Origin of the sequence: Sulfitobacter sp. AS59 (assembly GCF_038899995.1) — a bacterium.
In the GTDB taxonomy this organism is placed as follows: domain Bacteria; phylum Pseudomonadota; class Alphaproteobacteria; order Rhodobacterales; family Rhodobacteraceae; genus Sulfitobacter.
This window is the reverse complement of record NZ_JBBMQK010000003.1, coordinates 283,130-296,052: the sequence shown is the minus strand read 5'-3', so window position 1 is coordinate 296,052 and position 12,923 is coordinate 283,130. Positions and strand designations below refer to the sequence as shown.

General features: G+C 55.2%; 13 protein-coding genes. 8 read left to right on the top strand and 5 right to left on the bottom strand.

Annotated features, from left to right (window positions below; all coding sequences use genetic code 11):
• Positions 1-41: 41 nt before the first annotated feature.
• Positions 42-311 carry a hypothetical protein gene (locus WNY39_RS08890; RefSeq protein ID WP_342845204.1) on the top strand — a complete coding sequence of 90 codons (270 nt, stop codon included), beginning with the start codon at positions 42-44 and terminating at the stop codon, positions 309-311.
• Positions 312-344: 33 nt separating this feature from the next.
• Here WNY39_RS08890 and WNY39_RS08885 read toward each other — a convergent pair whose 3' ends face one another.
• Together WNY39_RS08885 and WNY39_RS08880 are read right to left on the bottom strand one after the other, a co-directional pair.
• The gene (locus WNY39_RS08885; protein ID WP_342845203.1) at positions 345-1,016 is read right to left on the bottom strand and encodes a sugar transferase; all 672 of its coding nucleotides are present in this window, start codon (positions 1,014-1,016) and stop codon (positions 345-347) included.
• Positions 1,017-1,111: 95 nt separating this feature from the next.
• On the bottom strand, positions 1,112-1,837 hold the full coding sequence (locus WNY39_RS08880; RefSeq protein ID WP_342845202.1) for a metallophosphoesterase: 726 nt from the start codon (positions 1,835-1,837) through the stop codon (positions 1,112-1,114).
• Between the two features lie 209 nt (positions 1,838-2,046).
• Between WNY39_RS08880 and WNY39_RS08875 the strand changes: the two genes are divergently transcribed.
• The 7 genes from WNY39_RS08875 (at position 2,047) to WNY39_RS08845 (ending at position 9,905) form a co-directional block, all read left to right on the top strand.
• Positions 2,047-4,098 carry a YjbH domain-containing protein gene (locus tag WNY39_RS08875; RefSeq protein WP_342845201.1) on the top strand — a complete coding sequence of 684 codons (2,052 nt, stop codon included), beginning with the start codon at positions 2,047-2,049 and terminating at the stop codon, positions 4,096-4,098.
• Positions 4,095-4,754 (top strand): YjbF family lipoprotein, encoded by a 660-nt coding sequence (locus tag WNY39_RS08870; protein WP_342845199.1) that lies wholly within the window; start codon positions 4,095-4,097, stop codon positions 4,752-4,754. The genes WNY39_RS08875 and WNY39_RS08870 overlap by 4 nt, the downstream gene beginning before the upstream one ends.
• 78 nt (positions 4,755-4,832) lie before the next feature.
• Positions 4,833-6,173 (top strand): polysaccharide biosynthesis/export family protein, encoded by a 1,341-nt coding sequence (locus WNY39_RS08865; RefSeq protein WP_342845399.1) that lies wholly within the window; start codon positions 4,833-4,835, stop codon positions 6,171-6,173.
• Positions 6,174-6,356: 183 nt separating this feature from the next.
• Positions 6,357-7,307, top strand: a complete 951-nt coding sequence (locus WNY39_RS08860) for a glycosyltransferase family 2 protein (protein ID WP_342845198.1) — start codon at positions 6,357-6,359, stop codon at positions 7,305-7,307.
• Complete coding sequence (locus WNY39_RS08855; RefSeq protein WP_342845197.1) at positions 7,307-7,711, top strand: GtrA family protein; 405 nt, start codon at positions 7,307-7,309, stop codon at positions 7,709-7,711. Before WNY39_RS08860 ends, WNY39_RS08855 begins: the two co-directional genes overlap by 1 nt.
• Entirely contained in the window at positions 7,708-8,475 is a 768-nt protein-coding gene (locus tag WNY39_RS08850; RefSeq protein WP_342845196.1) for a methyltransferase domain-containing protein, read from the top strand. Before WNY39_RS08855 ends, WNY39_RS08850 begins: the two co-directional genes overlap by 4 nt.
• Before the next feature lie 41 nt (positions 8,476-8,516).
• Complete coding sequence (locus WNY39_RS08845) at positions 8,517-9,905, top strand: hypothetical protein (protein WP_342845195.1); 1,389 nt, start codon at positions 8,517-8,519, stop codon at positions 9,903-9,905.
• Here WNY39_RS08845 and WNY39_RS08840 read toward each other — a convergent pair.
• The 3 genes from WNY39_RS08840 to WNY39_RS08830 form a co-directional block, all read right to left on the bottom strand.
• Positions 9,891-10,814: a carbohydrate kinase gene (locus WNY39_RS08840; protein WP_342845194.1), complete on the bottom strand. Its 924-nt coding sequence runs from the start codon at positions 10,812-10,814 to the stop codon at positions 9,891-9,893. The two genes, WNY39_RS08845 and WNY39_RS08840, sit on opposite strands and share 15 nt — an antisense overlap.
• 269 nt (positions 10,815-11,083) lie before the next feature.
• Positions 11,084-11,602: an isopentenyl-diphosphate delta-isomerase gene (gene idi, locus WNY39_RS08835; protein ID WP_342845193.1), complete on the bottom strand. Its 519-nt coding sequence runs from the start codon at positions 11,600-11,602 to the stop codon at positions 11,084-11,086.
• A 167-nt stretch (positions 11,603-11,769) separates the two neighbouring features.
• Positions 11,770-12,915 carry a CaiB/BaiF CoA-transferase family protein gene (locus WNY39_RS08830; protein ID WP_342845192.1) on the bottom strand — a complete coding sequence of 382 codons (1,146 nt, stop codon included), beginning with the start codon at positions 12,913-12,915 and terminating at the stop codon, positions 11,770-11,772.
• Between the last annotated feature and the right edge of the window lie 8 nt (positions 12,916-12,923).

Below are 12,923 nucleotides of genomic sequence, written 5' to 3'. Positions count from 1 at the left end.
TTCGTAAAGGATGGTCGCCCAACCTCATTACGGAGAATAATATGCCAACCACTGACAATTTTCATGATTATAGCGCCGGTTTGACGGGGCCAATTTGTGGTGGGTTTCCAATCACGCCCGATGATGTCGCTGATATTGCGCAGGTGACACGCGCTGTCATGGTTTCCGGCGCTGGCGATCTTTCGGTGGTGCTGAAAAGCGGCGATGCGGTGACGTTGCCAAACCTGATGGCAGGTGTGGTTTACCCGTTCAGAATTGCCCGTGTGCTGAACAGCGGCACAACGGCGTCAGGCGTTATGGGGCTTGTTTAGGCAATCCACAGATGCGTTGCAGGATGTGGAGGGTCACTGGCCGGTTGGGCGAAAAAGCACTGGAAGCGTCGATAGTAAAATGCGCAAATCCCCGGCGAACGTGACATGATGCGCATATCGGCGGTCAAGCTTTACCCGGCGGATATAGCAGGGTGCACGGCGGGCCGTCACCTGCCACAACCCGGTGATGCCGGGCCGGATCGCCAGATAATCTGATTTGCCATCGCCGTATAATGACAGCTCGGCCCGGGTAACGGGGCGCGGGCCGACAAGTGACATATCCCCCTGTAAAACATTCCAAATTTGCGGCAACTCATCTAGGCCTGTCCGGCGCAGGAGCCTGCCAAAAGGAAGAATACGCGGGTCGTTGGAAACCTTGCGCGTAGTGGCCCACTCCGACCTTCTGTCGGGGTGGTTTTCCAGAATTTCCAGCAGCGCCTGATCGGCATTTTCGATCATCGTCCGAATTTTCCAACAGCGAAATACCACCCCATTTTTGCCAACACGCGGGTGCGCAAACAAACCAGAGGGTGCGCGGGTTTTGGCGATCAGCCACAATAGCAGAATCGTCACAGCAACGACCGGCAACAAAGCCAGACACACCATGATATCAAACAGGCGCTTTCCGCCCCGTGCATAAAGCCCGTGCGGGGGGCCGGTGCGCAGGATTTTTATGTGCCGTGAAGTATGGTCGAGAAACGCCATAATCTACCCGCGCGACCCTTTTCCAATCGTTACAAGATTGGCGGATCATGCGAAGCGGATGCTAAATTCGGGTTAAGCGTGGCCGAGTATCAGGGTTAAATATACTTAAACGAAACGTCGCCGGGTACGATCGTTGCGGCAGTTAGGTTTCCGGTGGCATAAGCGCCCGTATCGATTGAGACGACCCCGGGTTTCATTTCCGGTGCGTCGACGATGGTGTGGCCATGAACGACCCAAATCCCGTCCGTCCGATCCACAGTGCCGAAATCCTGGTGGCCCCACAGCAGCGTGGTGCTTGTTTGGGCATCAATCGGAACCTCTGGATCTGCGCCAGCGTGAACCAATGCGACGTTCCCTGACGTCCAACAATTGGGCAGGTTGGTCACCCAATTCAACAAATCCTGACCCATGGCATCAACCAGCGCATCGCGTGCACGCTCGAGATCACCTCCGGTGGAGGTTTCGGAGATTCCCGAGACACCAAAGCTACCCAGTGTTTGCAGTCCGCCGTATCTTAGCCAGCGCCCTCCACGCTCTGCAGGTTGGTCGATGAAATCCAGCATCATTCTTTCGTGGTTGCCCATAAGGCAAACCGCGTTGGACGCTTCGTGCAGTGTTTTCAAAACATCAGCGCTTTGTTCACCCCGATCAACAAGATCGCCGAGAAAAACAATCTGAGCATCTGGATTATCTATTTGAAACCGTTGCAGAATATCAAACCGGCCGTGAATATCGCCGATCGCGATAACGGGTTCATCCGGGCAAATAGGGTCAAAATGTGCCTGAGATTTCTTGGATCGTTTAAACCATTTTCCCAGCATTTATTCAGCCCGATAATCTGTGTTGCAAAACTGGCGCATCACTCGTCAAAAAGCTGATACATTCAGTGCCGTCTGGTGAACTTCTCAGCAAACCTACGTATCGTCCGCCTATTGTGTATAAATAATAAGAAGGACCGCAGATGCAAGAGCGGACCATAAGAAGATTATATGCTACGGGGGTTTTTCTGATCGCTAGTACGGGCGCTTCCGTGCTCTCGGCGCAGTCATTGACAACATACGGTACGCCTGGGTTGATTGAGATGCCCACTGCGGAAGTGATGAATGATGGCGATTTTGCCATTACCGCAAGCGCATTTGGCCCCAATTATCGCTACACTGCTGCGTTTCAGGTTTTGCCAAGGGTTTATGGCAGTTTCCGGTATACGAAAATTAGCAAAATCTACGCGCCCAACACCGCACGAGGCGGTGATACCTTTGACCGTAGTTTTGACATCCATTTTCAAATGTTTGACGAGGGAACGTACCGCCCTGCGATGGCGGTCGGCCTGCGTGACTTTTTAGGAACGGGTATTTTCAGCAGCGAATACATCGTTGCCACCAAAAGCTTTGGGCCGAACATCGAGATTACTGGCGGCATGGGCTGGGGTCGTTTGGCGGGCCGTAATTCGTTCTCTAACCCGTTGAGCGTCTTTTCGGACAGTTTTGATACCCGGACAAAAGGTTCAAACACCGGCGGCCAGCTTGAGACCGGAAACTGGTTTCGCGGGCCTGCATCCTTGTTTGGTGGGGTAAAGTGGAAGATCAATGATCAGGCGACCTTCTTTGCCGAGTATTCCGCTGATCTATACAGTCAGGAATCTACCTATACTGGAATTGATATTTCTACGCCGCTTAATCTTGGGCTTGAGTATCGATTTAAAAATGGTGTGAACCTGAAAGGGTTCGTCGTAGGCGGCAACGAAATTGGGGCTCAGCTGAGCTATGTTCTGCAGCCGCTTAAGCCAAGCATTCCGGGTGGCATGGAAAATGCGCCGCGCGCGGTCGGGGCGCGTAATCGATTGGCGATTGCGGACTGGAACAACACCCAGAAGGGCGGGGGGAAAGATGCGGTTCAACGTGTTCTTGAATCGCGCTTGGCTGCAGAGGGGATCGAGCTTCAAGGCTTTATGATGGGCGGCGGTCAAGTGACTGTGCGCGTGGACAACAAGCGTTGGGGCGTGGAAGCGCAGGCCGCTGGTCGTACAGCGCGGGCGATGGCGGCAACCCTGCCCCCAGAGATCGAAGAGTTTACCGTCGTATTTCAAAAGAGCGGCGTGCCGATCAGCCGGGTTGTGACACAGCGGTCAGACCTAGAAGAACTGCAATTCGATTATGATGGGCCTTGGCGAACCCTCGCACGTGCGGATATCGAAGATGCACATGACGAAAGCCGTTTGGGCACAGTTGAAGATGCATTTCCGGTTTTTGATTCCTCTTTCAGGCCATATGTTGCGACGTCGTATTTTGACCCGGATAGCCCGATCCGGGCAGATTTCGGCCTGCAGCTAAAGGCGGCATATCGCCCCGCGCCGGGGCTGACATTTGCCGGGCAGCTTCGGTACCCCTTGATTGGCAATATCGAAGATTCCACGCGGGTCTCAAATTCGTTGATCGAACCGGTCCGTACCAATGCTGTGCGATACGCGCAGCAATCTGAGCTGGAAGTTAACAGGTTAACCGCTGAATATATGTTCCGTCCGGGTCAGGACTTGTTTGGCCGTGTTTCCGCAGGCTATCTGGAAAACATGTTCGGCGGGGTATCGGCCGAGGTTTTATGGTATCCGGTATCTAGCCGCTTGGCGTTGGGCGCTGAGATCAACTATGTAAAGCAGCGCGATTTTGACATGCTTTTCGGCTTTCAAGATTATGAGGTTCTTACGGGCCACGCGTCGGCCTATTACGATTTTGGAAACGGGTTCTACGGCCAGCTGGATGTGGGCCGCTATTTGGCCGGCGACTATGGTGCGACGATTTCAATCGATCGGGAATTCAATAACGGGTTCAAGGTTGGCGGCTATTTCACGTTGACTGACGTGCCATTCGACACCTTTGGCGAAGGCTCTTTTGACAAAGGTTTGCGGATCGAAATTCCTTTGTCGTGGATTACCGGACAACCTTCGAGAACGTCTATTTCGCAAACCATCCAACCAATTACCCGAGATGGCGGTGCGCGGTTGAGGGTTCAAAACCGTTTGCATGATTTTGTCAGGGATTACCGCGGCAAAGAGCTGAGCGACGGTTGGGGGAGATATCTGCGATGATTAGACATGTTGTGGTGACTCTTATTACGGCTTTGGCTTTGACCGCCTGTTCTGGCGCGCAAGGCCTGTTAGATCGCGGTCTTGAAATGGTTGATGATGGCCCTGCACGCGCGAAAGTGCCCGCGGGTCAATTCACGCCGCGGTTCGGGGCGCTGGTGGCGGACACATCTGTGCCATTGCTTGTCGTTACCATTGAAAACCGCAATCAATCCGGTCGTCTGCTGTTAGAAGACACAGTAAACGGCGTCGACACCTGGCTAAGTGCGGATATGAGCGCTTTGATAATGCAAAACGGTATGCTTCGTGGGACGCGGGGCGTCGGAACCGAATTATTCGCGGCGGATATTTCAGAACCGATGCGTCTGATCTTATCCGGGAAAACCGGCCATTCGGACCGTTTGCACAGCAATCTTACGGGCGATGACCGGATCAAAACCCGCACCTACCGCTGCTTGGTGGAAAACAAGGGGCCGGACGTGATCAACCTAGAGATGGGTCGTGTATCCACGCGCGTGATGACTGAAGATTGTAAAAGTGTGGACCAGTCGTTTACAAACACCTATTGGGTGAGCGTGGCTAATGGTAAGATTGTGCAGTCGCGCCAATGGGCTGGGGACGAGTTTGGGTATATTATCACCCAGGCCGGTATCCGTTAAATTATGGCTGGGTCAGGCGCGTAGCAGCGCTGACATAGAATGCTGGATAGGAGTGACGTTTTCGTGAAATACCTTTTTATGGTTGTATTGGGTCTTAGCCTGGTCAGTTGCGGCACCGTTTATCGCACACCTAAGGTTTTCGAAGGTGTGGCAGGCGGGGCAAATGTTCGGGTCCTTGATTTGAACCCTGAAACAGTGATCCAAGCCAACCGATCACCTTATACGCCACAAACACTCCCTGCGTTTTTCTCGCAGACGGCAGGGGCAGGTTCTGGCCTAAGGGGGGCAGGTGCGCTGCCCACGCCACCAGCCCAAAGCGAAACGCGCCCTACTGCGCTTGAAATGCGGTTGCCACCGGATGTGAATGCCGGGCCTTATGAAATTGGTGTTGGCGATGTTGTTCTGCTCGCGACGCCACGCGCCGCTTCCTCGGTTGAGCAGCTTTCCGGATTGCTGGCCGCGCAGAACTCCCGTCAAGGGTATACCGTTCAGGATGATGGGTCGATCAACATCCCTGACGTCGGTCGTGTGCGGATTGCTGGCCTGACGATCGAAGACGCCGAAGCCGCGCTTTTCCAGCGGCTTGTCGAGAACCAGATTGACCCGACATTCAGCCTGGAAATCTCTGAGTTCAATTCGCGCAAAATCTCGATCGGGGGCGCGGTTGCGTCGCCGACGGTTGTTCCTGTGACGCTAACCCCCGTCTATCTGGAGGAGGTGCTAGCCGCCGCCGGCGGTATTACGGTTCAAGATCAAGATTACGCGTCGATCCGTTTGTACCGTGATGGAACGCTGTATCAGATCCCGTTAACCCAGCTTTATTCAAATGCGAGTTTGACCAAGACGCGTCTGCTGCCAGGTGATTCTGTTTTTGTGGATACAGAATACGAGCTGTCGCAGGCGCAGGATTATTTCGCCCAGCAAATCACGTTGATCCAAGCGCGTCAGGCTGCCCGGACGTCCGCTTTGGCCGAGCTTCAAGCCGAAGTCGGCCTGCGCCGCGCCAACCTTAGTGAAGCGCGCGAGAACTACCAAGCGCGGCTCGAGTTGGGTGCCGACAATCGACAATATGTCTATCTGGCGGGTGAGGTTGGTAGGCAATCGCGGTTTGCGTTGCCATTTGAACGCAAGGCGAGCCTCGCCGACGCGATGTACGATTCTGATGGTATTGCATCTTCGACAGGTGATGTGTCGCAAATCTATGTCTTGCGGTCGTCGTCTGACCCACGCGAATTCGGGGCCATTACGGCATGGCATCTGGATGCGCGTAATGCCGCGAACTTTGCCTTGGCACCACGGTTTGAACTGCGCCCCGATGACATCATCTTTATCGCCCAGCAGCCTGTCACCAAGTGGAGCCGCGCCGTGTCGCAAATCCTGCCGCAAATCTTGAGCGTCGGTAACATAGCGACCAACTAACCCATAGCGCATTAGATCGAGCGGCCGGGTTCATGCCCGGCCGTTCGCATTTTTGGACGCAGATTCTCAATCTGTGTCGGTAACATTGAATCGCGCTACAAATTTTAGACTATTCTGCGCCCAATTTCGGACACATATTAACATTACCTCTGAGCAGGTCGTTGATCCTGGCGGAGTGTCGGAATGTATCTTTCAGTTGTTGTCCCTTGCATGAACGAGGAAGAGTCTATCCCCGGTCTCGTGGTGCGTTTGTCGCAGGCGATCAAACCCTGGAAGGATCAGGCCGAGATTATTTTGGTCGATGATGGATCAACGGATGCAACCTGGAAGGCGATTGAGGCCGCCAAGCTGACCTGCCCACAGCTTGGCGGGATAAAGCTTTCCGCGAACAGAGGTCACCAAATCGCGTTGACCGCCGGTTTGGAAGCCTCACGGGGCGAGCGGATTTTTATGCTCGATGCCGATCTTCAAGACCCGCCAGAATTGCTAACAGATATGATGTTCATGATGGATCGCGGCTTTGACGTGGTTTATGGCCGTCGCAGCGAACGCCGTGGCGAGACGATGTTCAAAAAAGCCACTGCGCACCTGTTCTACCGCTTTTTAAATGCAATGTCCGATGTACCGATCCCGCAGGATACAGGTGATTTCCGGCTTGTGAACCGTCGGTCGCTGGATGCTGTTCTGGCGATGCCGGAAAAAGCGCGGTTCATTCGTGGGATGTTTGCTTGGGCCGGTTTCAAGCAGGTCGGCATCGAATATATCCGGTCGCCGCGCGAGCTGGGTGAAACAAAATATCCCCTGCGGGCCATGATGCGGTTTGCAATTGATGCGATGACGGCATTTTCGACCAAACCACTAAAGCTGGCCACCCGTTTGTCGTTTATCAGCCTGTTGATGGCGGGATTGATGGCCGTCTATGTGATCTATTCGCTGGTTGTATATCAAACAGCGCCGGGTTGGGCATCGGTCGTTTTGGCCGTCAGCTTCTTTTCGGGCGTGCAATTGCTGACCTTGGGGATATTGGGTGAATATATCGGCCGCCTGTATGTCGAGGCCAAGAACCGCCCGATGTATTTCGTGAGCGAAGACACCCGCGACGTCGCACAGACACCCCAACGTTTGCGTGCCTAATGTCTATTTTGCAGCATAAAATGGTTCGGTTCTGCCTCGTCGGGGGCGGCACGGCGTTGGTCTATGTGCTGCTGTATCTGGCGTTTTTGACAGCAGATGTACCACAGGTTTTTGCCAACGGGTTTGCCTTTGGGCTGGCCGTGATGCTGCAATACGCGGGTCAGGCGGCGTTCACTTTTAGCCGCCAGTTGAATGACCTTGGCCAGATCCTGCGGTTTGCGGTGATGGTCGTTTTGGGCTTTGTCAGTTCTGCCCTGATCACATCGGTTGTGCCCTCGCTGACCGGCCTGCCTGACTGGGCGGCGGCTGCCATTGCGGCGACATATTTGCCAGTTCAGAACTTTGTATTCATGGTCCTGTGGGTCTTTGCAGTGCCTTTTTCCAGAACGGAAATCACATCATGAGCCATATCTATAACGATACGTTTTTTGACTATATCAACCAAAGCGCACGGGCATCCGCAAAACCGTTGATCGCGCTGCTGTTTCCCAAGCTTCGGCCGCAAAGCGTTATTGATCTGGGCAGTGGCCGCGGTGTTTGGATGGATGAATGGCAACGCGCCGGTGCGGTGGATGTTCTTGCCGTCGATGGTGACTATGTGAATCGCGATCAGTTGGCTGTCGCGCCCGAAGACTTCCTGGCCGCTGATTTGACGAAACCCGTTGAAACAGGTCGCCGTTTCGATCTGGCGCAAAGCCTTGAAGTTGGTGAGCATTTGCCAACAGAGGCGTCTGAAACGCTTGTGGAGAGCTTGACACTTGCATCTGATCGGGTGCTATTTTCGGCTGCGGTCACGGGCCAGGGTGGCGAATTCCACATCAACGAACAACCTTTGTCGTTTTGGCAAGATTTGTTTACCGCCCGTGGATATGTGGCGTTTGATTGCGTGCGGCCCGAGCTGAAGAACAACAGGCATGTCGCGCCCTGGTACCGCTATAATACGATCTTGTATGTGAACGCGGCCGGTCGTGATGGGTTGCCTCAGGATATTTTGGACACTGAAATTGCTGCCGGTCAGCCGGTTAGAAATACGGGTCACCTAGGGTGGCGCTTGCGGCTGGCGCTGGTCAAACTGCTGCCACGGCCAGCGGTGACGTTTATTGCACAGGCGCGGGCATTGGTTTTGGCCATCCGCGCCCGCCGGGCCAAGACCGCCCGCGCGGCTTAAGTTGTATCGCAGCGATGGCGAACCCCCCAACCAGCAATAGCTTGACCCTGTGGCCGACCTTACTGGTCGCTTTCATCGCGGTGATGCTGATGTCGGCGATGAATTTGGCCGACCCCATGATCCGCCACGATGACTTTCCTGCGCTTTTCGCTGATGCGCCGATGTTTTGGAATAAGACCCTGCACGAGGGGCGCTGGCTGAACTATGTCTGGCATCTGCGCCCTATCGTTACGCCGCCTTGGGTGAACTTTATCCTGTACCAAGGGCTGTGGGCGTTGTGCGTTGCATCCATCGCCGTGGTGGCAAGCGGACGCAAAGGGGCCGACCGGTTCACGGTGCTGATGGCGTTGATGTTGATGGTATCGCCGTCGGCGATGCTAATCTCGCCATGGTTCAACACGTTGATTCCCGGCCTTGCTGTTGTGGCGCTGTTCGGGCTACTGGCCTGCAAGGTATCAAACCGCACGTTACGTTTGCTTTTGCCAGTGTTCGTGATCGTCAGCTTTATGGCCTACACGACCTATCCGCTGCTTTTGTTGGCCATCTGTATCGCCAAAACCAAAGATCGTTCCCTGCGCGATCTGGCCGGGTTGCTGCTGTTGTTCTGCGTTAGCTTCGCCGCGGCGGTGGTCACCGTTTATGCGCTGAACTGGCAGGTGCATGGCGTGTTCGGTGTGCCCATGGCCGAGTGGCGAGAAGCGACGTCTGCGCGGGGTCTGGTTGGGATGGTGGAAAACCTTCCCAAGTTGCGCGAATCGTTTCAGATTATCTTTCACCGCAACGGGTTTGGCTTTTTGCCTTTGATGCTGTTTTTCCCCGCTCTTACGGTCGTGTCATTCGCGATACTGATCAAGCGTCGCCGGATGGAGGCGCTTTATATCCTGGCCGGGCTGTCCGTAGGGATTGCGCTGGTGACTGTGCAGGTTCTCAAGATCGGCGTTATCGTGCCGCCGCGTGCTTTTGTCTTTATGTGGGTATTTGCCGTGTTGGCGATTGTCCGGGCGGTCGGGTTGCTGAGCCCGCAAAGCGGTTTGCCAAGTCGTCTGGGCCGGAACGCCATTATGCTGATTATCGGCGTCTATTTCATACAGATTTTCTTGTTTTACGGCCAGTTCCGGGACTGGCAGGCCGAGACCAAGGCGATTGCCCAAGACATTGCGCCGCTTGACGGGGCGATATTCGTTTACGGAAACCCGATGGACATCGCATCCGGAAAAAAGGCGAGCATTCAAGCACGCGAAGCGTTTTCGCTGCGATTCCGCCATCTTACGGGTCGTGAAGTGATCAATTGCGATCTGACCCCGGATGATTGCCCGATGCGCCCAGATTTGGGCGATTCTGACCAACGCGAAATTCACCTGCGGACAACGGATGCGGGGCAGTTCGTGATCTTTACCCCGCTTGAGGAAGCCACATCAGATCGGGATTGACAGTTCCGACAACAGCGGTGGGTTTGCGCCTGCGCGTGACACGGTGACGGCGGCGACTTCTGCGCCCAAACGCAACGCGGCTTGCGCATCATCGGCGGAAAGCGTCGCGATCCCTTGCTTGGTGAGGCAGCCCATTTGGGACAGTTTCGCCAGCACCCCGGCGTTAAAGGTATCGCCGGCACCGACGGTATCAACGACGTCGACTTTGCGGGCGGCAGCTTCGGCGCTGTGGCCGCTGGCAAGATATGCTTTAGCCCCGTCGCTGCCTTTGGTGACGATCACCAGCTTTGGACCCTGAGCCAAAATTTCCGCTGCTTTGTCATCCAGCGAGGCGGGGCCGTCGATGAGCCAGTTCAGATCATCATCCGAGACCTTAAGAATGTCGGTCACGGCGATCATTTTGGCCAAGCGCGCGCGGTATGCGGCGGGGTCGGTGATGAATTGCGGGCGAATGTTGGGATCAATCATGATCACGCGATCATCTGCCTGATTGACGGCCAGCGCGGCATAGAAATCGGCGGCGGGCATCCCGATCAAGCTGATGCCACCAAAGTACAGCGCGCTGACGGTGTCAGGGATCGTCGGAAGATTGGCAGGATCAAGGGAGCGGCCCGCCGTATTTTCATCATAGAAGGTGTAGGTGGCATTCCCGCCTGACAGTTGGACAAAGGCCAATGTGGTCGGGCGATCCGAAAAAATCACATGCGATGTATCGACGTGGCTGGCGTGCAGGGCGTCTTGGAGCTTGGTGCCGAACATATCGGTCGACAGGCCAGAGACGAAGCCGACCTTTTGCTCGAGCCGGCCCAATGCGCGGGCCGTGTTAAATACGGCACCACCGACATGGGGCGTGAACGCGCCATCCCCTTCGATCATGTCGATCAATGCTTCTCCGCAACACAGTATCATAGTGCCTCCAACCGATTGGCTTTGGAGTTTGATAAGGGTGTGAGCGCTAACGGTCCAGAGAAAAGTTGGGCACTATCGTTGACCAGAGGTGCCGTAAATCTTGACAAAATGGCATTTTAGGGTCGAATTTGGCTTGTTGAGTGATCTCTGACGACATGTGTGATTGATCAGCCTTCATGAGAGGTCTGCGACTTCAGTATTGTAGATATGAAGTACGGATTAGGCTCTAAACCGCATATTAGAGCCTGTTTTCGATTGGCCCGACAAGGTTAAGCAGGAAATATGCTTTCTCTGTGCTCGGCCAGATAGATGCGAAGCCATGGGGTAAATTTCTGCGGCTCTTCACGGGTTTGGCGTGCGAGCTCTTCAAGGTCGATCCACGCGGTGTCCATGACCTCTTCCGGGTTTGGCGTGACGCTGGTCAGGGCGATGGCGTCGGCTGTGTAGATATCAACAAGCTCATGTTCGATCAGGTCATTGCCAACATCCGCGCGGTATTCGATCTGGTCACGGTGCATCAGGCGCAGGCCTGTAATCCCCAACTCTTCGTCGAGGCGCCGGTTGGCACAGGCCAATGCGGGTTCATCCCAAAACGGGTGGGTGCAACAGGCGTTGGCCCACAGGCCGGGCGTATGGTATTTCGACAGCGCGCGGCGCTGGATTAAGGTTTCACTGCCGCGCATGATGAAAACCGAAATGGCTTTGTGGCGCAGCCCACGTTGGTGCACCTCAAGCTTTTCAACAGGGGTCAATGTCCCGTTAACCCATGCCGGAATCATCGCGCGCATAGCGGTGTCCGTATGATTGGGTGGCCTAAATATGCCAATTTTCTGATCCTAGATTCGGTGCCCATCAGGGATCTATATAGGCCCGTATTTCGGGGATTTGTACATTTAACGTCTGGCGCGCATGGGTTTGACGGTGTGTGGTTCGGTATTGTCCAGCAGTTAGGCCGCTAAGACACGTCGCCTTGGGCGAGGGTTTGTTCGATTTGGTCCTCGGAATAGCCTAAATCCGCGAGTATCTGCCGCGTGTGTGTTTGGCCGTCGGGCATTTTCGGGGGCACCGTCGCGATTGACGAATAGCGCGGTGCAGGGGTTGGTTGGCGCACGCCACCTGCCGTTGTGAATGTTGTACGGGCTTGGTTGTGGGGGTGGTCCGGTGCCTCGGTCAGGGATAATATCGGTGCATAGCATGCGTCTGATCCGGTCATGATCGCATCCCATTCATCACGGGTTTTTTCCGCGATCACTTTGGTTAACTTATCCCGCATTTCGTCCCATTTGTTCGGGTCGGTTTGGGCAGCCATCGCAGGATCATCGGCAAGGCCGGTTAATTCCAACATGCGGGCGTAAAACTGGGGTTCAATCGACCCTAGCGAGATGAATTTACCGTCACGGGTTTCGTAGACGTCATAGAAATGCGCGCCGGTGTCCAGCATGTTGACGCCGCGTTCGTCCTTCCACCAGCCTTGGCCATGAAAACTGTAGATCATCGACATCAACAGGGCGGACCCGTCGGTCATTGCGGCGTCGATCACGGTGCCGTTGCCACCACGTTGCACATGCAAAAGGGCGGACACCATGCCAAAGGCCAACATCATCGCACCGCCGCCGAAATCACCCATCATGTTAATCGGCGGGGTCGGTTTTTCGCCTTTGCGGCCAAAGGCATGCAGCGCGCCGGACAGCGCGATATAGTTGATATCGTGACCGGCCATTCGGGCATAGGGGCCGGTCTGGCCCCACCCTGTCATGCGGCCATAAACCAGCTTGGGGTTCAGCAGCAGCATTTCATCGGGACCTAGGCCCAGCCGCTCCATCACGCCGGGGCGGAACCCTTCGATCAGGCCGTCGGCGGTTGCGATCAGATCGCGCAGAACCGCCTTGCCACTGTCTGACTTCATATCAATTGCGATGCGCTTGCGCGACCGCAGCAGGATATCGGTGCGCGCGTCGCTTTCTGGGCCGCCTTTGGTGCCGCCGGGGCGTTCAATTCGTATGACCTCGGCCCCGTGATCGGCAAGCATCATGCAGGCAAATGGGCCGGGACCGAGGCCCGCAAACTCAATAATCCGCAAACCTTTGAGGGGTCCGGGCATGGGGTTGC

Coding starts and splice junctions, on each gene's coding strand:
- WNY39_RS08890 (WP_342845204.1), top strand. CDS start 42: ATGCCAACCACTGACAATTTTCATGATTATAGCGCCGGTTTGACGGGG.
- WNY39_RS08885 (WP_342845203.1), bottom strand. CDS start 1,016: ATGGCGTTTCTCGACCATACTTCACGGCACATAAAAATCCTGCGCACC.
- WNY39_RS08880 (WP_342845202.1), bottom strand. CDS start 1,837: ATGCTGGGAAAATGGTTTAAACGATCCAAGAAATCTCAGGCACATTTT.
- WNY39_RS08870 (WP_342845199.1), top strand. CDS start 4,095: ATGATTAGACATGTTGTGGTGACTCTTATTACGGCTTTGGCTTTGACC.
- WNY39_RS08865 (WP_342845399.1), top strand. CDS start 4,833: ATGGTTGTATTGGGTCTTAGCCTGGTCAGTTGCGGCACCGTTTATCGC.
- WNY39_RS08860 (WP_342845198.1), top strand. CDS start 6,357: ATGTATCTTTCAGTTGTTGTCCCTTGCATGAACGAGGAAGAGTCTATC.
- WNY39_RS08855 (WP_342845197.1), top strand. CDS start 7,307: ATGTCTATTTTGCAGCATAAAATGGTTCGGTTCTGCCTCGTCGGGGGC.
- WNY39_RS08850 (WP_342845196.1), top strand. CDS start 7,708: ATGAGCCATATCTATAACGATACGTTTTTTGACTATATCAACCAAAGC.
- WNY39_RS08840 (WP_342845194.1), bottom strand. CDS start 10,814: ATGATACTGTGTTGCGGAGAAGCATTGATCGACATGATCGAAGGGGAT.
- idi (WP_342845193.1), bottom strand. CDS start 11,602: ATGCGCGCGATGATTCCGGCATGGGTTAACGGGACATTGACCCCTGTT.
- WNY39_RS08830 (WP_342845192.1), bottom strand. CDS start 12,915: ATGCCCGGACCCCTCAAAGGTTTGCGGATTATTGAGTTTGCGGGCCTC.